General features: G+C 66.0%; 24 protein-coding genes. 10 read left to right on the plus strand and 14 right to left on the minus strand.

Annotated elements, in window-relative coordinates; genetic code table 11:
- The first annotated feature begins 37 nt into the window (after positions 1-37).
- The 3 genes from SB816_RS02980 to SB816_RS02990 all read left to right on the plus strand — a co-directional run bounded on the left by SB816_RS02980 (position 38) and on the right by SB816_RS02990 (position 4,093).
- Complete coding sequence (locus SB816_RS02980; RefSeq protein WP_410546484.1) at positions 38-1,768, plus strand: Hsp70 family protein; 1,731 nt, start codon at positions 38-40, stop codon at positions 1,766-1,768.
- 4 nt (positions 1,769-1,772) lie between these two features.
- Positions 1,773-3,230, plus strand: a complete 1,458-nt coding sequence (locus SB816_RS02985) for a TonB family protein (RefSeq protein WP_410546485.1) — start codon at positions 1,773-1,775, stop codon at positions 3,228-3,230.
- Positions 3,231-3,745: 515 nt separating this feature from the next.
- Positions 3,746-4,093, plus strand: coding sequence for a CZB domain-containing protein (locus tag SB816_RS02990; RefSeq protein ID WP_269872905.1), 348 nt, complete (start codon positions 3,746-3,748; stop codon positions 4,091-4,093).
- Between the two features lie 46 nt (positions 4,094-4,139).
- Here SB816_RS02990 and tenA read toward each other — a convergent pair whose 3' ends face one another.
- Positions 4,140-4,802: a thiaminase II gene (gene tenA / locus SB816_RS02995; RefSeq protein WP_269872907.1), complete on the minus strand. Its 663-nt coding sequence runs from the start codon at positions 4,800-4,802 to the stop codon at positions 4,140-4,142.
- 177 nt (positions 4,803-4,979) lie between these two features.
- Positions 4,980-5,765, minus strand: coding sequence for a 3-hydroxybutyrate dehydrogenase (locus SB816_RS03000; protein ID WP_049076994.1), 786 nt, complete (start codon positions 5,763-5,765; stop codon positions 4,980-4,982).
- A gap of 368 nt (positions 5,766-6,133) precedes the next feature.
- Here SB816_RS03000 and SB816_RS03005 point away from each other — a divergent pair, with 368 nt between their 5' ends.
- The 3 genes from SB816_RS03005 (at position 6,134) to SB816_RS03015 (ending at position 9,076) form a co-directional block, all read left to right on the plus strand.
- On the plus strand, positions 6,134-6,844 hold the full coding sequence (locus SB816_RS03005) for an N-acetylmuramoyl-L-alanine amidase (RefSeq protein ID WP_175188811.1): 711 nt from the start codon (positions 6,134-6,136) through the stop codon (positions 6,842-6,844).
- Between the two features lie 159 nt (positions 6,845-7,003).
- Positions 7,004-8,197 (plus strand): hypothetical protein, encoded by a 1,194-nt coding sequence (locus SB816_RS03010; RefSeq protein WP_240317338.1) that lies wholly within the window; start codon positions 7,004-7,006, stop codon positions 8,195-8,197.
- A 30-nt stretch (positions 8,198-8,227) separates the two neighbouring features.
- A complete protein-coding gene (locus tag SB816_RS03015; protein WP_410546486.1) occupies positions 8,228-9,076 on the plus strand; it encodes a lysozyme inhibitor LprI family protein in 849 nt (282 codons plus the stop codon).
- A gap of 75 nt (positions 9,077-9,151) precedes the next feature.
- On the opposite strand, the gene nhaA is transcribed toward SB816_RS03015, so the two are convergent.
- From nhaA to SB816_RS03040, 5 genes are all read right to left on the minus strand, one after another.
- Complete coding sequence (nhaA, locus tag SB816_RS03020; RefSeq protein WP_410546487.1) at positions 9,152-10,372, minus strand: Na+/H+ antiporter NhaA; 1,221 nt, start codon at positions 10,370-10,372, stop codon at positions 9,152-9,154.
- A gap of 118 nt (positions 10,373-10,490) precedes the next feature.
- Complete coding sequence (locus SB816_RS03025; RefSeq protein ID WP_054500359.1) at positions 10,491-10,955, minus strand: HIT family protein; 465 nt, start codon at positions 10,953-10,955, stop codon at positions 10,491-10,493.
- Entirely contained in the window at positions 10,952-11,401 is a 450-nt protein-coding gene (locus SB816_RS03030; protein WP_054500360.1) for a GNAT family N-acetyltransferase, read from the minus strand. Before SB816_RS03030 ends, SB816_RS03025 begins: the two co-directional genes overlap by 4 nt.
- A gap of 19 nt (positions 11,402-11,420) precedes the next feature.
- Complete coding sequence (pap, locus tag SB816_RS03035) at positions 11,421-12,887, minus strand: polyphosphate:AMP phosphotransferase (protein WP_054500361.1); 1,467 nt, start codon at positions 12,885-12,887, stop codon at positions 11,421-11,423.
- Between the two features lie 98 nt (positions 12,888-12,985).
- Positions 12,986-13,849 carry an MBL fold metallo-hydrolase gene (locus SB816_RS03040; RefSeq protein ID WP_410546488.1) on the minus strand — a complete coding sequence of 288 codons (864 nt, stop codon included), beginning with the start codon at positions 13,847-13,849 and terminating at the stop codon, positions 12,986-12,988.
- Between the two features lie 121 nt (positions 13,850-13,970).
- Between SB816_RS03040 and SB816_RS03045 the strand changes: the two genes are divergently transcribed.
- The 4 genes from SB816_RS03045 to SB816_RS03060 are packed head-to-tail and all read left to right on the plus strand — an operon-like array spanning position 13,971 to position 16,425.
- Complete coding sequence (locus tag SB816_RS03045) at positions 13,971-14,309, plus strand: ArsR/SmtB family transcription factor (RefSeq protein WP_006389825.1); 339 nt, start codon at positions 13,971-13,973, stop codon at positions 14,307-14,309.
- A complete protein-coding gene (locus SB816_RS03050) occupies positions 14,306-14,734 on the plus strand; it encodes a YeeE/YedE family protein (RefSeq protein WP_064527756.1) in 429 nt (142 codons plus the stop codon). The genes SB816_RS03045 and SB816_RS03050 overlap by 4 nt, the downstream gene beginning before the upstream one ends.
- Before the next feature lies 1 nt (position 14,735).
- A complete protein-coding gene (locus tag SB816_RS03055) occupies positions 14,736-15,173 on the plus strand; it encodes a YeeE/YedE family protein (protein ID WP_054500364.1) in 438 nt (145 codons plus the stop codon).
- A 13-nt stretch (positions 15,174-15,186) separates the two neighbouring features.
- Positions 15,187-16,425, plus strand: a complete 1,239-nt coding sequence (locus tag SB816_RS03060) for an FAD/NAD(P)-binding oxidoreductase (RefSeq protein WP_410546489.1) — start codon at positions 15,187-15,189, stop codon at positions 16,423-16,425.
- A gap of 77 nt (positions 16,426-16,502) precedes the next feature.
- On the opposite strand, the gene SB816_RS03065 is transcribed toward SB816_RS03060, so the two are convergent.
- The 7 genes from SB816_RS03065 to SB816_RS03095 all read right to left on the minus strand — a co-directional run bounded on the left by SB816_RS03065 (position 16,503) and on the right by SB816_RS03095 (position 25,229).
- Complete coding sequence (locus SB816_RS03065; protein ID WP_410546490.1) at positions 16,503-17,771, minus strand: phenylacetate--CoA ligase family protein; 1,269 nt, start codon at positions 17,769-17,771, stop codon at positions 16,503-16,505.
- An 82-nt stretch (positions 17,772-17,853) separates the two neighbouring features.
- Complete coding sequence (locus tag SB816_RS03070; RefSeq protein ID WP_049076966.1) at positions 17,854-18,696, minus strand: ABC transporter ATP-binding protein; 843 nt, start codon at positions 18,694-18,696, stop codon at positions 17,854-17,856.
- A gap of 58 nt (positions 18,697-18,754) precedes the next feature.
- Positions 18,755-20,095 (minus strand): ABC transporter substrate-binding protein, encoded by a 1,341-nt coding sequence (locus tag SB816_RS03075; protein WP_080977525.1) that lies wholly within the window; start codon positions 20,093-20,095, stop codon positions 18,755-18,757.
- Positions 20,096-20,322: 227 nt separating this feature from the next.
- The gene (locus SB816_RS03080; protein WP_049076964.1) at positions 20,323-21,387 is read right to left on the minus strand and encodes a branched-chain amino acid ABC transporter permease; all 1,065 of its coding nucleotides are present in this window, start codon (positions 21,385-21,387) and stop codon (positions 20,323-20,325) included.
- Between the two features lie 23 nt (positions 21,388-21,410).
- Positions 21,411-22,340 (minus strand): branched-chain amino acid ABC transporter permease, encoded by a 930-nt coding sequence (locus SB816_RS03085; protein WP_049078187.1) that lies wholly within the window; start codon positions 22,338-22,340, stop codon positions 21,411-21,413.
- A 10-nt stretch (positions 22,341-22,350) separates the two neighbouring features.
- Positions 22,351-23,247, minus strand: coding sequence for an ABC transporter ATP-binding protein (locus SB816_RS03090; RefSeq protein WP_054419837.1), 897 nt, complete (start codon positions 23,245-23,247; stop codon positions 22,351-22,353).
- A gap of 5 nt (positions 23,248-23,252) precedes the next feature.
- Entirely contained in the window at positions 23,253-25,229 is a 1,977-nt protein-coding gene (locus SB816_RS03095) for an AMP-dependent synthetase/ligase (RefSeq protein ID WP_410546491.1), read from the minus strand.
- Positions 25,230-25,285 lie beyond the last annotated feature (56 nt).

The raw sequence follows: 25,285 nt of genomic DNA on the forward strand, positions 1-25,285 counted from the left end.
GGCAACGCACGCCTTACCGCAACAGGATTTAGCAACGATGATTATCGGTATCGATCTTGGCACCACGAACAGCCTCGCGGCGATATGGCGCGACGGCAAATCGCAACTGGTGCCCAACCCGCTTGGCGGGTACCTGACGCCGTCGTGCGTCAGCCTGGATGAGGATGGCAGCGTCCTGGTGGGGCAGGCTGCGCGAGAGCGCCTGCAGACGCATCCCGAACGTAGCGCCGCGCTTTTCAAGCGCTACATGGGCAGTGACAAGCGCTTCACCCTGGGCGACAAGGAGTTCCGCGCCGAAGAGCTGTCCTCCCTGGTGCTGCGGGCATTGAAAGCGGACGCAGAGGCCATGCTGGGTCACGCGGTCAGCGAGGCCGTGATCAGCGTGCCGGCCTATTTTTCCGATTCTCAACGCAAGGCCACCCGGGACGCGGGTGAACTGGCTGGCCTGAAGGTCGAGCGGCTCGTCAACGAGCCGACGGCGGCGGCGCTGGCGTATGGCCTGCATCAAAGTGAAGACGAAACCCAATTCCTGGTCTTTGATCTGGGCGGTGGCACTTTCGATGTGTCGGTACTGGAACTGTACGAGGGTGTGATGGAGGTTCGCTCCACTGCGGGCGACAATTTCCTGGGAGGGGAAGACTTCGTCAATGAGATTGTCCAGAAGTTCTTCGATACCCACGCGCTGCCGGTATCGGCGCGAGATGATCGGCGCTTCATGCAGCAACTGTTGATGCAGGCCGAGAGCGCCAAATGCCGGTTGTCGGCCGAGCAGACCGCGCGCATCGCGTTGCGGTGGAATGAGGAAGATTACGCGCTGGATCTCAGCGCCGAGCTGTTGGCGCAATTGAGCGCGCCCCTGCTCACGCGCTTGCGCATGCCGGTGGAGCGTTCGCTGCGGGATGCCAACATCAAGAGCAGCGACATTGCCACAGTGGTGTTGGCGGGCGGCGCGACGCGCATGCCGCTGGTGCGGCAGCTCGTCACCCGTATGTTCGGCCGCTTTCCCAGCACGGAGATGAATCCGGACGAGGTTGTGGTGGCTGGCGCGGCAGTCATGGCGGGTCTAAAGATGAAAGACCAGGCCCTGGAAGAGATCGTCATGACTGACGTATGCCCGTATACGCTGGGTATCAATACGACGCGCACCACGGCGGCTGGCCAGAATCTGCCCGGGCAGTTTTCTCCCATAATTGAGCGCAACACGATCGTACCGGTCAGCCGCCAGCAAACCTATTATCCGATGGAGGAAGGGCAGGCGGGCATTGAAGTGCAGGTCTATCAGGGAGAGTCCCGGCTGGTTCGCGACAATATCCTGCTCGGCGTGCTTCAGGTTCCGTTGCCGCGCCGGTCGCGCTATGAAAACGCCGTCAATGTGCGCTTTACCTATGATGTGAATGGTCTGCTGGAAGTGGAAGCCGGGATGCAGCAGGGAGGTGCTGTGCAGCGCCTGGTGATTCAAGGCGGTGGTAAGCAGATGACCGCAGCGGATATCCAGCGACGCCTGGCCGAGTTGGCTCAGTTGAAAATTCATCCGCGTGAACTGGCCGCCAATCGTGCTCTACTGGCGCAAGCCGAGCGCATCTACCAGATGACGCGTGGCAACGATCGCGATTTGCTGGCCAATGAAATCGTGTTGTTCGAGCAGACGCTTGAGACACAGGAAGAGCGCGCGGTCGCACGGGGCAGTGAGCGGCTGCGCCGAGTGGTGGATTATCTTGAGCGAGCGTCGGTCTTCGCGCCCGAATTCGATTCCGAGGGTGGGCAGTAAGACCATGCGCGCAGAGATTTTCGACACGCTTGGTATTGAACCCACTGACGATCAGAAAGCCATTCGCCGCGCCTATGCGGTTGCGCTCAAGCAGATCGACCAGGCGGCTGATCCGGAGCGTTTTGCGGCGCTGCGCAGTGCATACGAACTCGCGCGGGCCTGGGCCGAGCGCCAGCAGGCCGGTGATGCCGAGTTCGCTCTTTCTGGCGCCCCCTTCGCGGACGATGGCCATGAGCGGCCGGAGATGCCAGGTCGGGCGCAGACACCAGACGTTCATACCGAGTTGACGCCGCCCTCGGCCGATGAGTCGGCCGAGGGTATCGCGCAGGAGCGGCCGGAGATGCCAAGTCGGGCGCAGGAATCCGACGTTCATGCCGACTCGACGCCGCATTCGCCCGATGAGTCTGCCGAAGGTATCGCGCATTGGACTCACCAACTGATGCAGGCGCCCGATGACCAGGTCGCGCAGTTGCTGGACAGCGCATTGTCGGATATCCGGTTGGGGCATCTGGAGGCGCGCGACGGTCTGGCGTTCAGCCTGGCGCGGGCTTTGCGTGAACAGCCTGACGGTCGCCTGGCACTGTTCAACACCGCTCGCCGCGTATTCGATTGGAACGGCGTGAACGCACCATTTCCGCATGATCTTGAGCTGTCAGGCTGGATCGCGATGCTGGTGGACCAGAGCGAGCACTATAGCCATCTGCCGTTGCCGCTGCGCGTGCGCCTGGATGCAGTGCTGATGATGGCCCGCAGGTCGAGCCAGCCCACTACGATGCAGGCAATCTGGCACGGTGAGGCTTTCGAGCAATTATTGAGTCATGCGCCTGACCTGTCGGTATTGGATCTGGGCGGCGCGCGCATCCACGCCTGGCGAGGCGCGTGCGCGCGTGTTGCGCGCATTCGAAACATACCGCGATGGTTGAGCGAGAACCGGGTAAAGCTGGCGTTGACCGCTGTGTGCGTCATAGGTCTGGTGTTCATGTACCAGGATGCTCGCGATGGAACGACCTATAAGGAACCCCCGCCGGCCGGTGCAAAGCTGATTGACGGGGTGGTTACCGTTCAGGCGATTCGCGCGGCGCCCGAGGCCAAGCCCTGCGCGGTGCCGCATCTGCTTTCATCGCCTCTGGGTTGCCCTGCACCGCAGTTGCACGAGACCACGCCCGAGGTCTGGCCGACGGCGATGCCCAGTACGCTGGTCATCACGCGCAAGCCCCCGATGCCGTATCCCTACGAGGCCAAGTTGCGTGCGGTAAAGGGCAAGGTGTGGGTGCGCGTGCTGCTTGACGAGCAGGGCCAGGTTCAGCGCACCGCCATGCAGTTCTCATCCGGCAATGGCGCGCTGGACGATGCGTCCGTCAGGGCTGCGGCTCAAATGCAACTGATGCCCGCAATGTTGAACGGGAGCGGAATTCCGAGCCAGGCGGTGTTGATGTTCGACTACGCGGTGGGGGCGCCATGACAAAAGGGGGGCAATGCCGTCCTTGGAGACCAGGCGATTATCCTGCCGCGCCTGGGCGTAATCTTTGGTGGCTATGTAGTGTAGTTGTACCGCCAGAGATAAGAACGATGTCGCAAGTGCGATTGAACGGCTTGGCGTAGGCTTTGGGTGAATATGAAAAATATCCTGGAAACTGCCGATCGGCTTTTCATCCGAGACGTGTTCCACCTAGGGCTCGTTGTCGCGGCAGTCGGTGGATATTCGGCCAGGGCCTCGCAGTTGAATATTCGACCCTTTGAACGAGCGCCCTATCCCGCGGGGTGGCTGGCGGATAGGAATGGAGGGCTAGCGCGCGGTAAAGATGAACAAGAGTAAGTTGATGGTTGGCTCGCGCTTGCTCCACATCTACCTTCAGTCCGATATTCCGTCCCACAATCCAGGTTCATGACACCAGACAAGTCGTGCCCGGTCTCGATTTTCTACCCTGTCCACAAGGGGAAAATCAATCGTTGCCGCCCCTGTTGAAGGAGTCAAGCATGAACCTGGATGAATCGATTCAAAAGCACGCCGAATGGAAGTTGAAGTTCCGTTCCGCCATCAGTAGAAAGGAGCAGATGGATGCGGAAACCATTGGCAAGGACAACTGTTGCCAGCTCGGGGTCTGGCTATATGGGGAAGGGAAGCTGAAGTACAGCGCGAAACCCGAGTTTGGCGCGATCATCCAGAGGCACAAGGCGTTTCATGCCGAGGCGGGCAAGATCGCCCGGCTGATAAACAGCAATCAGTACGCGTTGGCGGAAAAGGAGATGGGCACGGGCACGCCGTATTCCCAGGCTTCCAGCGCGGTGGGAGCGGCCATCATCGCGTTCAAGCGGCACCTGTAAGGGGTGGGACGCGGCGCCTGCCGCACGGCCGGCGCCGCGTCTTGCTTCACACCGGCCATTCCCCCATCCGATACGCCGAGTCCCAGAACATCCATTCCAACTGCGCCGCATGCGTATACGCCCGGTGCATATCCTCGCGCGTTTGCGCGGACGCCTTGTCCGCCGCCTGATCCACCGAGGCGATGACTTCGCGCACCAGGCTGTGGAATTCTTCCCCGGCGTAGGTATCGATCCACGCGCCATAGGGATTGGGACGCGTCGCGCGCGAGTGGATGTCGCGCCCGATCTCGGCATAGATCCAGAAGCACGGCAGCAACGCCGCCAGCGCCACCGGATACGGCGCGCTCCACGCCGTGGCGATGAGGAAGCTGGTGTAGTGATGGCTGGCCGGCGACAGCGGGGCGCTGGCGAACGTCTCTGCATCGATGCCGAATTGCTTCATGAAGCCTTCGTGCAGACTGCGTTCGACCACCACCGCGTTCTTGGCCGCATCGGCGAACTGCACCACGCCGTCGGCATGGTCGGCCTTGGCGGCGGCGACCGCCAGGGCGCGGCCGAAGGCCAGCAGGTAGTGCGCGTCCTGGATCATGTAGTGGCGGAACGCCTGTTCGCTGAGCTGGCCGCTGGCCAGTTCCTGGTTGAACGGCATGGTGCGCGTTTTTTCGTACAGCGCGGCGTTGCGCGCCCAGGCGTCGGTGCTGAAAGACATGGCAATCCTCAAATCGAAGTCGGACGGCGCATCATGCGCAGCGCCGTGGCTACGGTTCAAGGATATCAAGACTTCCCGGCGGCGTTTGCGCGCACGGCAGGCCGGTGGGCGGACTCTCGATAGCTGGGCGGGCCGCGGCCTCGGGACGGGCCGCGATGCTCTCGCTCCGTGCTGCCCTTATTGCATGTACCACCCATGGCTGACCACGAACGACTGCCCCGTGAACGCCGCGCTGGGGAAGGTCGACAGGAACAGCGCCGTCTGCGCCACGTCCTCGACGGTGGTGAAGATGCCGTCGACGGTATCGCCCAGCATCACCTTCTTGACCACGTCTTCTTCGCTGATGCCCAGTTCCTTGGCCTGCTCGGGAATCTGCTTCTCAACCAGGGGCGTGCGCACGAAGCCGGGGCAGATGACATGCGAACGCACGTTGTGCTTGGCGCCTTCCTTGGCCAGCACGCGCGCCAGGCCCAGCAGCGCGTGCTTGGCGGCGACGTAGGCGGACTTGAGCGGCGAGGCTTCGTGCGAGTGCACCGAGCCCATGTAGATCACGACGCCGCCGCGATCATCCTTGTACATGTGCTTGAGCGCGGCCTTGGTGGTGAGGAAGGCGCCATCGACGTGGATGGCCTGCATCTTCTTCCAGTCGGCGAAGGCGAAGTTCTCGATGGGGTTGACGATCTGGATGCCGGCGTTCGAGATCAGGATGTCGATGCTGCCATAGGCGGCGGCGACACGGTCGATGCCCTGGTTGACGGCGTCTTCGTTGGTGACGTCCATGGCCACGCCCATGGCCTTGCCGCCGGCCTGTTCGATTTCGCGGGCGACGGCGTCGGCGCCGGCCTGGTTCAGGTCGGCGATGGCGACCGCGGCGCCGGCGCGCGACAGGGTCAGCGCGATTTCCTTGCCGATGCCGCTGGCGGCGCCGGTGACGACGGCGACTTTTCCGTTCAGATTGCTCATGCTGGGGACCTCCGGGTAAGGATGCCGCGGGCCGGGGTGCGCCCGCGGATGCGAGGGGCATGGGTTGATGGTAGCGCTCCAGGATGAGCGCAGCCTGAACGCGACAACGCGGGTAACTTTCTATGTCATTTGCTTCCGCCGCGTGTCCGCCCGGCGCGGGCGCGCTGTCGCGGTGAGGGCGCAAGGTGCATGTCTTCGGCGCCATGCCGACGGCCATGCCAGGCGGAGTTTGTTACCAACGCGCGCCACGCGGCGCATTCCGCCATTGCCGGTGGCGCCGGGCTGCGCGAGAATCCGCCGCATTCGGTCCTGTCTCGGTGGGTGGGGGCCTGGTTTCTTACAAAGCGAATTCAAGCGTGGCAACAGTCATGAACGGTCGAGCGGGCAAGCAAGGGGCGGCAGGATGGGCGCGCGGCGTTGCGGCGGCCTTGCTGGGGGTGGCGGCGCTGTCGGCGCAGGCGGCCTACGTGGTGGTGGACACCGGCCACACGCCCAAGCAGCCGGGCGCCACGGGCGCCAGCGGCCGGGTGGAGTACCAGTACAACCTGGACCTGAGCGGCGCGGTGGCCACGGATCTGCTGGCGCTGGGCGACCGCGTGACGCGCGTGTCGGCCGATGGCGCCGAGATTGCGCTGGGCCGGCGCGCGTTGACCGCGCCGGACGCGGACTTCTTCATCTCTATCCACCACGATTCGATGCAGCAGAAGTACATCGATGCCGGCCGTCAGCGGGAATTCGCGGGCTTCGCCATCTTTGTCTCGCAGCTCAATCCCCGCTACGAGGACAGCCTGCGATGCGCCAAGGCCATCGGCGAGGCGCTGGTGGCAGCGGGCGAAAAGCCGTCGCTGTACCACGCCGAGCCCATCGCGGGCGAGAACCGGCCTTTGCTCGATCGTCGCCTGGGCGTGCATCGCTACGATGGGCTGGCGGTGCTCAAGACGGCGGCGATGCCAGCGGTGCTGGTGGAGGCTGGCGTGATCGTGAATCCCGACGAAGAGGCGCGCCTGGCGCGGCCCGAGACAATCCAGCGCCTGGCGCGAGCGATCGCGGACGGCACGCACGCCTGCCAGCGGCGTTAGCGCGGCGCGGGGCGGCTGGCGGACGAATGCGGGATGAAATGGCTGGGGATGGATAAAATCCGGCATTCGACCGGCGGGCCGCCGCGCCCGGGGCGACGCGGTTGCGCAGGGCGGGGTCGATGCCGTCCATGGCATGCGTTCCGAGAACAAGGACTGATGATGCTGAAAAGAAAACTGACGATGTTGGCCGCGGGCCTGGCGCTGTCCATGGCCGGAGTGTCCGCTGCGGTGGCGCAGACGCAGGCGCCGGCGGCGCAGCAGGAGGAACCCGAGCGCTACGGCCCGTTCTTCTTCCTGCCCAGCCAGCCCAATCTGCTGGTCTACGTGGGCGCGGTGGGCGCCAACGACATGCTCAATCTGAAGAAAGCGCTGCGCGAGCATCCGACCATCTCCACCCTGATCCTGCAGAACAATGGCGGCGGCCTGGTGCATATCGGCCTGGTGGTGGCCGAAGAGGTTTACGAGCGCGGGCTGAACACCTATATCCCGAAGGACAGCTATTGCGCGTCGGCGTGTTCGTTTGTGTTCTTCGCCGGCCGCCAGCGCCTGGCCGAAGGCCGCCTGGGCGTGCACCAGATTTCCGCGCCCGAGATGACGGGCGAACAGGCGCAGTTCGGCGTGTCGGACATCGTCGCGACCCTGCCGAAGTACGGCGTGTCGGCCGACGTGCTGGGGATCATGTTCAGCACGCCGTCCAAGGAGATGTATTTCTTCTCGCCGCAGGAGATCATCAAGTACGGCATCAACCGCACCGGCAACGTCAGGACGGCCAGCAATGACGTGCAGCCGGGCACGGGCCAGCGCGCGGCCCCGGCCACGGCGCCTGCCGCGGCGCCCGCGCCGCAGGCGCAGTCGCCCGGGGATGCCAAGTTGCCGCCGCGCAAGCCGGCTTCGCCGGATGCCGCGCCGGCGCCGGCCGGCCCCGTGGCAAATCCGTACATGCCCAAGGAAACCGCGCCGGCCGCGATCACGGATGAGCAGAAGGCGATCAACGCCGCGGCCCTGATGATCCAGGCGGGCAGCGGCACCAACGAGGAAGCGCTGAAGTTCACGCGCGAGTTCTACGCCGATTCGGTCGACTACTTCAAGAAGCAGCGGCCGAAATCCGAGATTCTGGCGGACAAGGAGGCGTACTTCGCGCGCTGGCCGGTGCGGCGTTTCGTGGTCGACCAGAGTTCGCTGCGGGCCAAGTGCCAGGACCAGATGTGCATGGTCAAGGGCCTCTACGATTACAAGGTATCGAGCCCGGAGCGCGGCAAGACCGCGACCGGCACGTCGAATTTCACTTACGTCCTTGACCTGCGCAACCGTTACCGCATCGTCATGGAAGACAGCGAGGTCATCAGCCGCTGACGCAGCGGCCCGATGCCAGGGAGAACTGCAATGAGTTTCAGGAATCGCGCGGCGCAGTTGCTGTGCCTGGCGGGATTGGGCGTGGCGGCGGCGCCGGCCCTGGCGATCAACTGCCAGAAGGCCAGCACTCCCTCCGAGAAGCTGATCTGTTCGGATCGCAAGGCGGTGGCTGCCGATGGCGAGCTGAACCGCGCCTATGCGGCGGTGCTGAAGCAGGCGCCGGACGAGGAGATCCGCAAGATGCTGGTGGATAGCCAGCGGCGCTGGATCGAGGCCCGCGACCAGGCGCTGAACGGGCTGACCGATGATTCCGATGCGCTGCAGGACGACCAGACGCCGGGCGGCCTCGCGGCGGACATGATCCTCAACCGCGTCGCCGCGCTCAAGGAGATCAGGAAGGGCGACAAGCTGCCCGCCATGATCGCCGCGGCGCTGCGCCAGCGGGAGTTCAACAAGCAGTTCACGGGCGGCCCCTATGCCGGTTTCGACGTGTCCTGCGACATCCTGCCGCCGGACTACAAGTACTACGCCTGTTTCGCGACCCGGCATTACCAGAACAACGACCGCATCTGCAGCGTGGAGGAATACTGGGCCACGGGCTCGGTCTACGTGCAACGCTACGTGGCCAAGGTGGTCGACAACAAACCGGTGCCGGTGGCGTCCTGCTCGTTCAATGGCAACGACGCCAACTGCCCGGGCAGCATTGCCGATGACGCGCACTGGAACACCGGCCCCGAGGTGCACAAGGTGGACTACTCCTCCAAGCCGCTGCCCAAGGTGGACGGCGAAGTGCACGACGACGATGAGTATGGCTGGCTCAAGTCCTGCCTGAGCGACGCGTCGTTCCCGCTGTCTAATCCGAAGGACGCCGGCCGCTAGCCGGGCCGGGCCGGGCCGCGTCAGGCAGCGTCGTCGGCGGCGGCCCGGGCCAGGCGCTTGCGGTGGTGCCTGGCGTCAGGCCTTGGCGGCGGCTGGCACCGACGAGCCGCCAGTGCGCAAGAGCAGGAAGCCCGCCACCGCCGAGGCCAGCGAGCCGGTCAGGACGCCGATCTTGGTGGCATCGACCGCCGCTGGATCGCTGAAGGCCAGCGCGCCGATGAACAGGCTCATGGTGAAGCCGATGCCGCACAGCAGGGCCACGCCGTACAGTTGCGTGAAGCTGGCGTGGCGCGGCAGGCTGGCCAAGCCGGTGCGGATGGCGAGCCACGCAAAGCCGAACACGCCCAGTTGCTTGCCCAGGAACAGGCCCAGCGCCACGCCCAGTGGCACGGGCTGCGCCAGGCTCGACAGCCCCATGCCGGCGAACGACACGCCGGCGTTGGCGAAGCCGAACAGGGGAACGATCAGCAAGGCCACGGGTTTGTGCAGCGCGTGTTCCAGCGAATGCAGCGGCGAATGCTCGCCCGCGCGGCCCTGGTTCCGCGGACGCAGCGGAATGGTCAGCGCCAGCGCCACGCCCGCGAGCGTGGCATGGACGCCGGACTTCAGCACGAAGTACCAGAGCACCGCGCCGATCAGCAGATAGGGCGCCAGGCGCAGCACGCCGGCCCGGTTCAGGCAGAACAGGCACGCCAGCAGGGCCCCTGCCATGCCCAGCGCGAACAGGTTCAGCTCGGAGGTATAGAACAGCGCGATGATGACGATGGCGCCCAGGTCGTCCAGGATCGCCAGCGCCGTCAGGAAGACCTTCAGCGAGGTCGGCACGCGGCTGCCCAGCAGGGCCAGGATGCCCAGTGCGAAAGCGATGTCGGTGGCGGCGGGGATGGCCCAGCCGCGCAGGGTGTCGGGGCTGCCCAGGTTCAGCAGCACGTAGATCAGCGCCGGCATGGCCATGCCGCCCAGGGCGGCGATGCCAGGCAGCACGATGCGAGCCGCGCCGCGCAACTGGCCGTCCAGCACCTCGCGCTTGATCTCCAGGCCGACCAGCAGGAAGAACACCGCCATCAGGCCATCGTTGATCCAGTGCAGCACCGATTCCTTGAGTAGCACGGGGCCGGCCTCGAAGCCGAGCTTGGCGCCGAGGATCTCGAAGTAGCCGGGCGCCAGGGGGCTGTTGGCGACGATCAGGGCGACCACCGCCGCCAGCATCAGCACGTAGCCGCCGAGGGCTTCGGAACGCAGGAACGCCTGCAGGAAAGAGACGGGCCGGGACGGGGGCGAGGCCTGCAGGGTCACTATTCACTCCTTGCGTGCTGCGATACAGCGTAAAACCTGAATTTTACCTGAATTGCATGCGTCGCGAGGAGCGGAAGGTCTTGATTTCTATAGGATTTGGCGTGATCGCCTCGACAATTCAATGCCACAGCAACGCGTTCATGGCCTCGACCAGCCGGTTGCGATAGCGCGGCAGCAGTGCTCGCACGCGCGCCTGGCGTTCGGACCATTCGGCCGGCTCGGCGCCGGCGGCGATGCGCGGCGACGCCCAGATCGGGTCGGGGAAATGGCGGTCGCCGCGCCAGCGCGGAATCACGTGCCAGTGCAGGTGCGGCACCATGTTGCCGAGCGAGGCCAGGTTGATCTTGTCGGGCGCCAGGATCGATTGCTGCGCTTCCTCGACCACGTACACCGCGCGCATCAGCAGGTCGCGGCCGTGGGTCGACAGGCTGGTCATCTCGGCCAGGTGGGCGTTCCAGATGACGCGGGTGAAGCCGGGGTAGTCGGGGTCGTCCACCTCGATCAGGCGCAGGTGCGGGCCGCGCCACAGCAAGGTGCCGCCGTCGGTCTGGCACAGCGGACAGTCGGGGTCGCGCGCGCTCAAGGCAGCACCTTGCGGTATTGGATGAAGCCGGAACGGTCGGCGATGCGGTCGTATAGCTGCATCGCGGTGGCGTTGGTCTCGTGGGTCAGCCAGTAGACACGGGCGCAGTTGGCGGCGGCCGCTTGCGCATAGACGTGTTCGATCAGCTTGCGGCCGGCGCCGGTGCCGCGGGTTTCCGGATCGACGTAAAGGTCCTGCAGATAGCAGTAGTCGCCCGCCGTCCAGGTCGAGCGGTGGAAGATCCAATGGACCATTCCGACCGCGCGGCCGCCGTCGTAGGCCAGCGCGGCATTCACCGGCTCGGCCGGATCGAGGAAACGGGCCCAGGTGTTGCGCGTGACGGCGTCGGCGATGTCGACGCGGTAGAAGTCCTGATACCCCTTCCAGAGGGGCAGCCAGACATCAAAATCGGCGGCGACGACGGGACGGATTTCAGCCGAGCTCATGGGCAAGGTCTCCTGCGGGTCAGAGTTGGTTTTCCAGGGCTTCGACGATATGTCGCAGCACTTGAAGGCGAGCGTAGCGCTTGTCATTGGCCGACACCAGGTGCCACGGCGCATGCTTGACATCGGTGCGCGCCAGCATTTCGTTGGTGGCCGCGGCGTATTCCTTCCATTTGTCGCGGTTGCGCCAGTCGTCGGGCGTGATCTTGAAGTTCTTGAAGGGCGATTTCTCGCGGTCCTTGAAGCGTTCGAGCTGGACGTCGGCGGTGATCGCCAGCCAGAATTTCAGCACCAGCGCGCCGCTGCCGGCCAGTTGCGCCTCGAAGTCGTTGATCTCGGCGTAGGCGCGGCGCCAGTGGGCGGGCGGGGTGATTTTCTCGACTCGCTCGACCAGCACCCGGCCGTACCAGGAGCGGTCGAAGATGGCGATGCGCCCCTGGCGCGGCACGTGGCGCCAGAAGCGCCACAGGTAAGGGCGGGACAACTCGTAGCTGTTGGGCGCGGCCACCGGGGTGATGTCGAACTGGCGCGCATCGAGCGCGTGGGTGATGCGGCGGATGGCGCCGCCCTTGCCGGCGGCGTCCTGGCCTTCGAACACCAACACCAGCGAACGTTCCTGGAATTTCCTGGAACGGGCCGCGCGCGCCAGCCGGCCCTGCAGCAGTCCCAGTTCGGATTCGTAGTCGTCACGGTCGAGCTTGGCGTCGTAGTCCAGTTGGCCGAGCCGGTCGAGGATGCGGGCCGGACCGGTGTGGGCCACGAACGACGCCGGGATGCGCGGCACGCGGTTCTGGCGCATGGCGGCCAGCACGGCCTCGGCGGTGCGCGCGGCGCGCATGTTCTCGTCGGCGCTGGGGATCACCACCCACGGCGCATGGCCGCTGTCGGTGTGGTTGATGACGACCTGGCCGCTGTTGCGGATGCGGTCATATTTCTTGTGCACCTTGAGGTCGATCGGGCTCACCTGCCAGGAGGTCTCGGGGCTGGCCAGCAGACGCTTGGCCCGCGCCTGCTGGGCCTCCGATGACAGGTGGAACCAGAGCTTGAGGATCTGCACCCCCTCGGCGGCCAGCATTGCCTCGAAGCGGCGGATGGCGACCGACTGCGCCTCGATGCTGTCCTGATTGGGGTGTTTGCGCGCGGCTTCGCGGATCAGCGGCGTGTACCAGGAGCCAAAGACGATGCCCGTGCTGCCCTTGGGTGGCAGATCTTTCCAGTAGCGCCACATGGGCGGACGCTCGAGCTCGTCGCCTTCCGGAGGACCATAGGCCAGCGTCCTGATGTGGCGCGGGTCCATCCATTCGTTGAGCAGGTTGATCGTGGCGCCCTTGCCGGCGCCGTCGATGCCGGCCACCACCACCAGCAGGGATTTCTCGGCCTTCTGCAGGCGCTGGTACTGCGCGTTCAGCAGCGCGACGCGCAGCCGGGCTTCCAGCGGCTTGAAGGCTTCCTTGGACAGAACGGGGTCGGCTTCGGCTTCGGCGAACATGGGGGTTCCGTGGGATCGGCGATCTTGTGACCGGCCGATCTTGCGGGATATCCCGGCGGCGCGCAAGTGCGCCGCCGCGGGAACCTTGCGGGCGCTGGCTAGAGGGCGTCGACGGGGATCTTCAGGTAGCGCACGCCGTTGTCTTCCGGCGGCGGGAAATGGCCGGCGCGGATATTGACCTGGATGGCGGGCAGGATCAGCGTGGGCATGGACAGGGTGGCGTCGCGCCGCGTGCGCATGGCGACGAAGTCGTCTTCGCCGATGCCGTCGCGCACGTGGATGTTGGCGCGGCGCTGTTCGGCCACGGTGGTCTGCCACGCGGCCTCGCGGCCGGCGGGCGGATAGTCGTGGCACATGTAGAGGCGGGTGTCGTCCGGCAGGCTCAGCAGGTGCCGGATGGAGCGGTACAACTGGTGGGCGTCGCCGCCGGGAAAGTCGCAGCGCGCGGTGCCGACGTCCGGCATGAACAGCGTGTCGCCGACGAAGACGGCGTCGCCGATGCGGTAGGCCATGTCGGCCGGCGTATGGCCGGGTACGTGCATGGCGCTCGCCGTGAGGGCGCCGATCTGGAAGGTTTCGCCATCGGCGAACAGGCGGCCGAACTGCGAGCCGTCGAGCTGAAACTGCGGCTCGAGGTTGAAGATCTTCTTGAACACGCCCTGCACGGTGCGGATGCTCTGGCCGATGGCGATGACGCCGCCCAACTGGCGCTGCAGGTAGGGCGCGGCCGACAGGTGATCGGCGTGCGCGTGGGTCTCGAGCAGCCAGTCGGTGCGCAGGCCGCGTTCGCGGACGTAGGCGGCTACCCGGTCGGCGCTGACGGTGCTGGTGCGGCCGGACTTGGGGTCGTAATCGAGCACCGAATCGATGATGGCACAGGCGCCGCCGGATGCGGGCTCGTGCACCACATAGGTAACGGTGGCGGTGGCCGGGTCGAAGAAGGCCTGGATATGCGGGTTCATGGGGGCGCCTGGAGCAGAGGAGGGTGTGCGCAGAACAATATATATTTTTCAATAATATTGTTGGATAGTTTATCGGTCAATATAATGATCAAACTCTTTTCCGCCGATTGACCCCCATCAAATGCTGACTGCCCTGAACGATTGCGAGGTCGCCGCGCTGCGCGAATCCGCCTCCCAGGCCTGCGCGCTGCTCAAGGCGCTGGCCAACGAAGACCGGCTGCTGCTGCTGTGCCAACTGGTGCAGGGCGAGCGCAACGTCGGCGAACTGGAATCCCTGACCGGCATCCGCCAGCCGACGCTGTCGCAGCAACTGGGCGTGCTGCGCGATGAGGGCCTGGTGAGCACCCGGCGCCAGGGCAAGTACGTGTACTACCAACTGGCCAGTTTCGAGGTCAACCAGGTCATGAAGACGCTGTCCAGCCTGTATTGCGGCCGTGCCATGGCGGCGCTCGCGTCATGATCGACCTGTCCGCCTTCACGCCCGCAAGCGCGCTCGGCGGCGGCGCGGTCATTGGCGTGGCCGCCGTTCTCATGATGCTGGGCGCGGGCCGCATCGCCGGCATCAGCGGCATCCTCGGCGGGCTGTTGCCGCCTGATCGAAATGCCGGCTGGCGCCTGGCGTTCCTGCTGGGGTTGTGCCTGTCTCCCTGGTTGTATCGGTGGGGCAGCGCGCTGCCGCCGATCGTGGTGGAAGCGGGCAATGCAAGGCTGATCGCGGCCGGCCTGCTGGTTGGCATCGGCACGCGTTTCGCGTCGGGGTGCACCAGCGGCCACGGCGTCTGCGGGCTGGCGCGCGGCTCGCGCCGTTCCCTGGCGGCGACGGCGCTCTTCATGGCGGCGGGGTTTGCCACCGTGTATGTCGCGCGGCACCTGATCGGAGGCTGACATGGTGGCCTTGTTCGCGTTTCTCTCGGGATTGGTGTTCGGGCTGGGACTGCTCGTTTCCGGCATGGCCAACCCCGCCAAGGTGTTGGGCTTCCTGGACCTGGCGGGAAGCTGGGATCCTTCGCTGGCGTTGGTGATGGGCGGTGCGCTGGCCGTGACGGCAGCGGGCTTTGCCTGGTTGCGCCGTCGCCGTGCCAGCCTGTCCGGCGAGCCGCTGCATTGGCCCACGGCCACGCGTATCGATCCGCGGCTGGCGTTGGGCAGCCTGGCGTTCGGCGCGGGCTGGGGGCTGGCGGGTTTCTGCCCCGGCCCGGCGCTGGTGGCGGCGGCGGCCGGCGTGCGGGAGGCACTGATCTTCGTGGCGGCCATGGTGGCCGGCATGGCGCTGTACTCGGCAATTCAATATATGACGAACCGGCCGTCCCGGACCGGTCGATAGCAGGGAGACGAGCATGCAGACGGCAGCACAGGCGCGGCGCGATTTCGACGTGGTGGTGGTCGGAGGCGGTTCGGCGGGCATCGGCGTGACCGCCAGCCTGCTGCGCCGCCGTCCGGACCTGCGCATCGCGGTCATCGAACCCAGCGACAAGCACTACTACCAGCCGGCCTGGACGCTGGTCGGCGGCGGCGCGTTCGATGTGACCAAGACCGTGCGGCCGACAAGGGCGGTGATGCCGGGCCGCGCCACCTGGCTGCAGGTCGCGGCGGCCGGTTTCGAACCCGAGGCCAACCAGGTCCGGCTGGCCGATGGCAGCGCGGTCAGCTACCAGCAATTGATCGTGTGCCCGGGCCTGCGCCTGGCCTGGGACAAGGTCGAGGGCCTGTCGGAAACGCTGGGCCGCAATGGCGTCAGTTCCAACTACCGCTTCGACCTGGCGCCCTACACCTGGGAGCTGGTGCGCGGCCTGAAGGGCGGCAAGGCGCTGTTCACGCAGCCGGCCATGCCGATCAAGTGCGCCGGCGCGCCGCAGAAGGCCATGTACCTGGCGTGCGACCACTGGCGCCGCAGCGGCGTGCTGGATCGCATCGAGGTGGAATTCGACCTGGCCGGCGCGGTGCTGTTCGGCGTGCCGACCTTCGTGCCGCCGCTGATGCGCTATGTGGAAAGCTACGGCATTTCGCTGGCGTTCAATTCGGCGCTGGGGGCGGTGGACGGCCCGGCGCGCAAGGCCTGGTTCGACGTCAAGGACGCCGAGGGGGCGGTGACCCGTGTCGAGAAGTCATTCGACATGCTGCACGCGGTGCCGCCGCAGGTGCCGCACGAATTTCTGCGCCAGAGCGCGCTGGCCGATGCGGCCGGCTGGTGCGAGGTCGATCCGGCCACGCTGCGCCATGTGCGCTACGACAACATCTTCGGGCTGGGCGATGGCATCAGCACCACCAACGCCAAGACCGCGGCGGCGGCGCGCAAGCAGATCGTCACGGTGGCCGAGAACCTGCTGGCGGTGCGCGAAGGGCATGCGCTGCCGGTCACGTACGATGGCTATGGCTCGTGCCCGCTGACGGTCGAGCGCGGCCGCATCGTGCTGGCCGAGTTCGGCTATGGCGGCAAGCTGCTGCCCACCTTCCCGCTGGACCCGACCGTGCCGCGCAAGAGCGCCTGGTTCCTGAAGGCGACGATGCTGCCGTGGATCTACTGGAACGGCATGCTCAAGGGCCGCGAGTGGCTGGCCCGTCCGCTGGGCAATTGAGCCTGCCGTTGCCGGCGGCGATGCCGCGCCCGGGCTGTGCCGGTCCCGGGCGCGCGCCTTTCTGCTTCTTATCCTTGCTATTCGTAGGTGCGGATGTCGTCGATGACCTTGCCGTCGTTCGGCAGGGAGCCGGCCTCGGCCCATTCGACGTCGCTGCGCAGCTTGGTCACGTCGCGCACTGATTCGGCGATGCGGGCGCCGAGGTCTTCGCCGCGCACGCGTGATTCCACGCGCAGCACCATTTTGTCCGACCCGGTGGTGCCGCTGATCACCAGGCGTGCCCGCAGGATTTCCGGGTGGCGGCGCACCACGTCGGCCACCTGCGAGGGATGCACGAACATGCCTCGCACCTTGGTGGTCTGGTCGGCGCGTCCCATCCAGCCCTTGATGCGGGTGTTGGTGCGGCCGCAGGGCGAGATGCCCGGCATCACCGCCGACAGGTCGCCGGTGCCGAATCGCACCAGCGGGTAGTCGGGGTTCAGCGTGGTGACCACGACTTCGCCCACTTCGCCATCGGGCACCGGTTCGCCGGTGCCGGGGCGCACGATTTCGACGATGATGTCCTCGCCCAGCACCAGGCCCTGGCGCGCCGGCGTCTCGAACGCGATCATGCCCAGGTCGGCGCTGCCGTAGGCCTGGTAGCCCTCGATGCCGCGCGCGGCCAGCCAGTCGCGCAGCGACGGCGGGAAGGCCTCGCCGGACACCAGGGCGCGGCGCAGCGAATCCAGCTTCACGCCGAGCTCGTCGGCCTTTTCCAGGATGATCTTCAGGAAGCTGGGCGTGCCGGTGTAGCCGCTGGGCGCCAGGTCCTGGATGGCGCGCACCTGCTGTTCGGTCTGGCCGGTGCCGCCGGGGAACACGGTGCAGCCGACGGCGTGCGCGGCGGTCTCCATCATCGAGCCGGCTGGCGTGAAGTGATAGGAAAAGCAGTTGTAGGCCAACTCGCCGGCGCGAAAGCCTGCGGCGTACAGCGCGCGGGCAAAGCGCCAGTAGTCGGCGCGGGCGCTTTCAGGTTCATAGATCGGGCCGGGCGAGGCGAACACGCGCATGGCTTCGCCCCAGCCGATGGCCGAGAAGCCGCCGAAAGCCTTTTGCGGTCCGGCCGGTTGCGCGGCCTGTTCGCGGCTGTGCTGCTGGCGTTCCAGCAGCTCGTGCTTGCGCAGCACCGGCAGGCGCGCCAGCGCGGCGCGCGAGGTGACCGCGGCGGGGTCGATGCCGCGCAGTTGCTCGGCAATGGCCGGCGCGCGGGCGATGGCGCGGGCGATGGCGTCGGGCAGGGCCGCCATCAGGTCGCGCTCGCGTTGCTCGGGCGCTCGGGTTTCCAGGACATCGAAAAACTCGGACATGGGATCGCACCCTCTCGTGTGCCGTACTGCGGTGTCGTTGCCGGCGGCGAGCCGGACCGCGCCGGCGTCGCCGCTCCAGGGATCAGGCCAGCCAGCGTTTGCGGCGGCGGTAGAACTTGTTGTCGCGGAAACTCTTGCGCTCGCCGCTGGAAATGCCCAGGTAGAACTCTTTCACGTCCTCGTTCTGGGCCAGGTCCTGCGCGGCGCCGTCCATCATCACGCGGCCGTTCTCCAGGATGTAGCCGTAGTCGGCATAGCGCAGCGCGATGTTGGTGTTCTGCTCGGCCAGCAGGAAGCTGACGCGCTCGCGCTGGTTCAGGTCGCGCACGATCTCGAAGATCTCCTCGACGATCTGCGGCGCCAGTCCCATGGACGGCTCGTCCAGCAGGATCATGTTGGGGTTGGCCATCAGCGCGCGCCCGATGGCGGTCATCTGTTGTTCGCCGCCCGAGGTGTAGCCGGCCTGGCTGGCGCGGCGCTGCTTCAGGCGCGGAAAATACTGATAGACACGCTCCAGCGCCGCGCTGGTGTCGCCGCGGCTGAGGTCGCGCGTGTAGGCGCCCGTCAGCAGGTTCTCTTCGATGGTGAGGTGGGCGAAGCAATGGCGGCCCTCCATCACCTGCACCACGCCGCGCTTGACCAGTTCGGCCGGCGACAGCTTTTCGATGCGCTGGTCGCGGTACTGGATGTGGCCCTTGGTGACGTCGCCGCGCTCGCCCTTGAGGAGGTTCGAGATGGCGCGCAACGTGGTGGTCTTGCCGGCGCCGTTGGCGCCCAGCAGGGCCACGATCCGGCCTTCCGGCACCTGCAGGGACACGCCCTTGAGCACCAGGATGACGTGGTTGTAGATCACCTCGATGCCGTTCACATCGAGCAGTACCTTGGGGGTGTCGGCGGTAGTAGCGGTAGTCGTTGCTGCGGTCATGGCGGTTCCTGCGGCTTGGTGGCGGCCGACGCCGTGGGGCGCCGGCCGCCGGTTCACATCAGTTCTCGCAAGTGCGGGGCGTGATGTTCTTTTCCTTGGCGTACTTCGCCGCGGCTTCCTTCACCATCGGGTCCAGCAGGGTCTTGTCGGCCTGGTACCAATCCGAGACGACCTTGAACTTGGCGCCGTCCCACTGCACGATACGGGCCCAGTCGTCGCCCTTGTGGTTGCTGCACGAGGTCTTGACCGGGCGCATGATCTGGCCGAAGCCGAGCTGGTTCAGGCGTTCCTGCGTCAGGTTCAGGTTCTCGAAGCCCCAGCGCACCTGGTCGGGCGTGAGCGCCTTGCCCTTGCCGAACTTTTCCTGCGCGGTGCGGATCGCCTCGACCTGCAGCATCGAGATCATCATGCCGCGGGTGTGGGCGATGGTGCCGAGCGTGGTCTTGCCCGTCTTGTCCGAACCCTGGCCCTTGTCGTAGACGTACTTCTTCAGATCGTCATAGACCTTGTCGTGGTCGGCGCCGCTGTTGTGGATGGTGATGGCGTTGTAGCCCTTGGCGACATCGCCCAGATCCTTGACGTCGCCTTCGGAGCCGGCCCACCAGATCGCGTACATCTTGTCGCGCGGGTAGCCGCTGGCCTGCGCTTCGCGGATGGCGGTGGGCGTCATGATGCCCGCGCTCCACAGCAGCACATAGGCCGGGCGCGCCTGGCGGATCTGCAGCCAGGTGGACTTCTGTTCCACGCCGGGGGCGGTCACTGGATACAGCAGCAGCTCGAAGCCTTCCTTGGCGGCGCGCTTCTGCAGCAGCGGGATCGGTTCCTTGCCGTAGGGCGAGTCGTGGTAGACCAGGGCGATCTTCTTGCCCTTGAGCTTGTCCATGCCGCCTTCTTTCTTGGCGATGTCCTGGATCATCACGTCGGCGGCGGTCCAGTAGGTGCCCAGCAGCGGGAAGTTCCACTCGAACACGCTGCCGTCGACCGATTGCGACAGGCCGTAGCCCATCGTCTCGACCGGCACCTTGTCCACCATGGCCTTGTCGCTGACGGCGAAGGTGATGCCGGTCGATTGCGTGTCGAAGCCCGACGCGCCGGTGCCCTTGCCCTTCAGGCGTTCGTAGCACTCGACGCCGCGGTCGGTGGCGTAGGCGGTTTCGCATTCCTCGTAGGTGATCTTGACGCCGTTGACACCGCCGTCGCGTTCGTTGACCAGCTTCAGGTAGTCCAGCTTGCCGTCGGCCCAGGGAATGCCCAGCGGCGCGAACGACCCAGTCCGGTACACCAGCAACGGAACGAACTGCTCTTCCGCCGCCATTGCCGGCGTGGCCACGGCGCCCACGGCGCCGGCTGCGGCCACCAAGGCTGCCGCCAACTTCAGGTTAAGACGCTTCATCTCCATTTACCTCCTGCGTGGTGTTTGGGTCATAAACCCTCGGACACCGGGGTTGGCCCGGTCTGGAGCCGGGTATTCAGGATGTCGGTCGTGGCGCGGATACCGCTACTACCGACGATGATCACAACGGGAGCCGCACCGTCCGGGCCGCGGCGGATCCGGCTTTGCCGGTCCCCAGCGGCGCCCCCTTGAGGGGGGAAGCGCCGCAGGCGCTTTCGGGGGTGGGCCCATCATTAGTGGGGGAACGGCCAGATGCGAAGTTTCTCCTTGCCGATGCTCCACAACCGCGCCAGCCCGTGCGGCTCGGCGATCAGGAAGAACACGATCAGCGCGCCGAACACCATGTGCTCGACGTGCGCGGCGGTGTCCACCGACAGCGACAGGCCCAGCATGTGCGGCACGTTGGTCAGCGCCACCGGCACCAGCACGATGAAGGCCGCGCCAAAGAAGCTGCCGATGATGGAGCCCAGGCCGCCAATGATGACCATGAACAGCAACTGGAACGAACGCGTCAGGTCGAAGGCCAGCGGCTCCCACGAGCCCAGGTGGATGTAGCCCCACAGCGCGCCGGCCACGCCGACGATGAACGAGCTGACCGCGAACGCGGTGAGCTTGGCGTACATCGGGCGGATGCCGATGACCGAGGCGGCCACGTCCATGTCGCGGATCGCCATCCACTGGCGGCCGATGGCGCCGCGCACCAGGTTCTTGGCCAGCAGGCTGAAGATCACCACCAGGATCAGCACGAACAGGTACTTTTCCAGCGCGCTCTGCACCGGCAGGCCGAAGGCGGTCAGCGGCGGCACCGAGACGTTGCCCGACGACGAGTAGTTGGTGAAGAACGGGATGCGCAGGAACGCCCAGTCGACGAAGAACTGCGCCGCCAGCGTGGCCACGGCCAGGTACAGGCCGCGGATGCGCAGGCTGGGAATGCCGAAGATCACGCCGACGATGGTGGCGAAGCACCCGCCCAGCAGGATCTGGACGATCAGCGGCATGCCGGGAAAGCGCACGCCGAAGTTCCAGGCGGCATACGCGCCCACCGCCATGAAGGCGCCCGTGCCCAGCGAGATCTGGCCGCAATAGCCCACCAGGATGTTCAGGCCGACGGCGGCCAGCGACAGGATCAGGAACGGGATCAGGATGGCGCGCAGCAGATAGTCGCTGGACAGCGCCGGGATGGCGATGAACGCCACCGCCAGCAACAGCCAGATGAAGACGCGGTCCTGGCGGATCGGGAAGATCTGCTGGTCGGCGCGATAGCTGGTCTTGAATTGGCCGTTTTCGCGATAGAACATGTTTTTATCCTAGAAGGCCGTGGTCAGACGCGGTCGATGATCTTCTCGCCGAACAGCCCTTGCGGACGGAACAGCAGGAACACCAGCGCCAGCACATAGGCGAACCAGATTTCGATGCCGCCGCCCACCAGCGACCCCAGGTAGACTTCGGACAGCTTTTCGCCCACGCCGATGATCAGGCCGCCGAGAATGGCGCCCGGCACCGAGGTCAGGCCGCCCAGGATCACCACCGGCAGCGCCCGCAGCGCCGCGGTCGAGAGCGTGAACTGCACGCCGAACTTGGAACCCCAGATGATGCCGGCCACCAGCGCCACCAGGCCGGCCACGCTCCAGACGATGACCCAGATGCGGTTCAGCGGAATGCCGATGGACTGCGCCGCCTGGTGGTCGTCCGCCACGGCGCGCAGCGCGCGGCCGGTGGAGGTGAACTGGAAGAACAGCGCCAGCGCGGCCACCAGCAGCGCGGCGATGACGGCGGCGGTCAGGTCTTCGAGGTTGATGAGCAGGCCGCCTTCGAACACCGAGTCCAGGATCATCAACGGATCCTTCGGCATGCCGACGTTGATGGAATAGACCGAGCTGCCGAAGGAGATCTGGCCCAGGCCGTCGAGGAAATAGCTGATGCCCAGGGTGGCCATGAGCAGGGTGGTGGCCTCCTGGTTGACCAGGTGGCGCAGCACGAAGCGCTCGATCGCCACGGCCAGCAGGAACATGAGGATGGCGCTGACGATGAACGCCAGCACGTTGGCCAGGATCATGTTTTCGAAGCCGAACCAGCGCGGTATCCACTCCGAGAAGCGCGCCATCGACAGCGCCGCCACCAGCACCATGGCGCCCTGCGCGAAGTTGAACACGCCCGACGCCTTGAAGATCAGCACGAAGCCCAGGCCGATCAGGGCGTACAGCATGCCGCTCATCAGGCCGCCGAACAAGGTTTCCAGAAAAAATCCCATCATTCGCCCCTTAAGTCCGTGCAGCCAGTGAGTTTTCTCCCTTCCCCTCGGGGGGAGGGTTAGGGGCGGGGGCTGTTGCCTGCGCTTCGGCGTCCTGGGTGACGGCGGCTTCGCCGCCGACGCCAAGGTACGCTCGGATGACGTCTTCGTTGGCGCGCACCTCATCGGGCTTGCCGTCGCCGATCTTCTTGCCGTAGTCCAGCACCACCACGCGGTCGGAGATGTCCATGACCACGCCCATGTCGTGCTCGATCAGCACGATGGTGGTGCCGAATTCGTCGTTCACGTCGAGGATGAAGCGGCTCATGTCCTGCTTCTCCTCGATGTTCATGCCGGCCATCGGCTCGTCCAGCAGCAGCAGGCGTGGTTCCATGGCGAGCGCGCGGCCCAGGTCGACGCGCTTTTGCAGGCCGTAGGGCAGGCGCCCCACGGGCGTCTTGCGATACGCCTGGATCTCGAGGAAGTCGATGATGTTCTCGACGAACTGGCGGTGCTCGATCTCTTCGCGTTCGGCGGCGCCCAGGCGGAAGGCCTGCGCCAGCAGCCCGCACTTCATGCGCAGGTTGCGGCCGGTCATGATGTTGTCCAGCACGCTCATGCCCTTGAACAGGGCCAGGTTCTGGAAGGTGCGCGCGATACCCATTTCGGCGGCGCGGCGCGGATTCATGCGCGAAAAGCGCTCGCCGCGGAAGGCGATGCCGCCCTGCTGCGGCGTGTAGACGCCGTTGATGACGTTCAGCATCGAACTCTTGCCCGCGCCGTTGGGGCCGATGATGGCGCGGATCTCATGCTCGCGCACATTGAAGGAAATGTCCGTCAGCGCCTTGACGCCGCCGAAGGACAGCGAGATGTTCTGCATGTCCAGCATCACGTCGCCGATGCGCTGGTCGCGGTCGTTGTTGCTCATGGTCTCTACGCGGCTCGGGCGGTGATGGCGGGGAACGTCTTGACCGGGCGGATCTTCAGGTCGGCGGCGATCTTGCCGCTGCGGCCGTCCTCGAACTTCACTTCGGTTTCGATGTACTGGGACTGCTTGCCTTCGAACAGGGCGTCGATCAGCACGCCGTACTTCTGCGCGATGAAGGCGCGCCGCACCTTGCGGGTGCGCGTCAGTTCGTCGTCATCCGGATCCAGTTCCTTGTGCAGGATCAGGAAGCGGCTGATCTGCGAGGCCGACAGCTTCGGATCGGTGGCCAGGTCGGCATTGACCTGTTCGACGCAATCGGCGATGAGCTGGTAGACCTCGTCCTTGCCCGCCAGGTCGGTATAGCCGGCGTAGGGCAGGCCGCGGCGCTCGGCCCAGTTGCCCACGGCTTCCAGGTCGATGTTGATGAAGGCGCACACGTCCTGGCGGCCGGCGCCGAACGCCACCGCTTCCTTGATGTGCGGGAAGAACTTGAGCTTGTTCTCGAGATACTTGGGCGCGAACAGGCTGCCGTCGGCCAGCTTGCCGACGTCCTTGGCGCGGTCGATGATCTTGAGCTGGCCGTCGGTGTCCAGGTATCCCGCGTCGCCCGTGTGGAACCAGCCGTCGGCGCTGCGCGCTTCCTGCGTGGCGTCCGGGTTGCGGTAATACTCCTTGAACAGGCCGGGGCTCTTGACCAGGATCTCGCCGTTGTCGGCCACGCGGATCTCCACGCCGGCCACGGGCGGGCCGACCGTGTCGTCGCGCACCTGGCCGTCCGGCTGCACGCAGACGAATACCGAGGTTTCGGTGGAGCCGTAGAGCTGCTTGAGGTTGATGCCGATGGAGCGATAGAACACGAACAGGTCGGGGCCAATCGCCTCGCCGGCGGTGTAGGCCACTCGCACGCGGCTCATGCCCAGCGCATTGCGCAGCGGACCGTAGATCAGCACATTGCCCAGCGCGTAGCGCAGGCGATCCCAGGCGTTGACCGATTCGCCATCCAGGATGCGGGTGCCGACGCGGCGCGCCAGCTTCATGCAGGCATGGAACAGCTTGCGCTTGAGGTAGCCGGCGTCCTCCATGCGGATCATCACATGGGTCAGCAGGCCTTCCAGCACGCGCGGCGGCGCGAAGTAGTAGGTGGGGCCGATGTCGCGCATGTCGATCGACACGGTATCGGGCGACTCCGGATGGTTCACGGTGAAGCCCGTGACCAGCAGTTGCGTGTACGAGAACATGTTCTGCCCGATCCAGGCCGGCGGCAGGTAGGCCAGCACGTCCTCGCGGTCGGTCAGGTTCTCCATCTCGGACACGGCCCGGGCGCGGTCGATCAGCGCATGGTGCGTCAGCACCACGCCCTTGGGCTTGCCGGTGGTGCCGGAGGTATAGAACATCGCGGCCGCGTCGTGCGGCTGCACCGCGGCCACGGCGCGGGCGAAGAAGTCGGGATGCTGCGTGGCGTACTCGCGGCCAATCTCCTCGAGCCGGTCGTACGACAGCAGCATCGCATCGGTGTAGTGGCGCAGGCCGCGCGGATCGTCATAGACCACGTGCTTGAGCGCGGGGCATTGCTCGCGCACTTCCAGCATCTTGTCGACCTGCTCCTGGTCCTCGACCACCGCGACGCTGATCTCGGCGTCCTGCAGGACGTAGACCATTTCCTGGGCCACGGCGTCCTGGTAGAGCGGCACGGGGATGGCGCCGAGCGATTGCGTGGCCATCATGGCCATGTACAGGCGCGGCCGGTTCTCGCCGATCACGGCCACGTGCATGCCGGGCTGGATGCCCAGCGATGCGAGCCCGTGGGCGACCTGGCGCACGTGCTCCGCCACTTGCGACCAGGTAAGGGTTTGCCAGATACCCAGGTCTTTCTCACGTATCGCGGGCCGCGACCCGCGTACGTCGGCATGCGCGAACAGCAGCGCCGGAAAAGTATCCAGCGCCGCCGGCATCGTTGCGGATGCGGGCGATGAATGTGCCACGTTGTCTCCTCCGGTTTGGGCACATCGCGCCCGTTGCCGCGAGACGCGGCGCGCGA

Origin of the sequence: Achromobacter sp. SIMBA_011 (assembly GCF_046535435.1) — a bacterium.
Taxonomy (GTDB): Bacteria; Pseudomonadota; Gammaproteobacteria; order Burkholderiales; family Burkholderiaceae_B; genus Achromobacter; species Achromobacter dolens.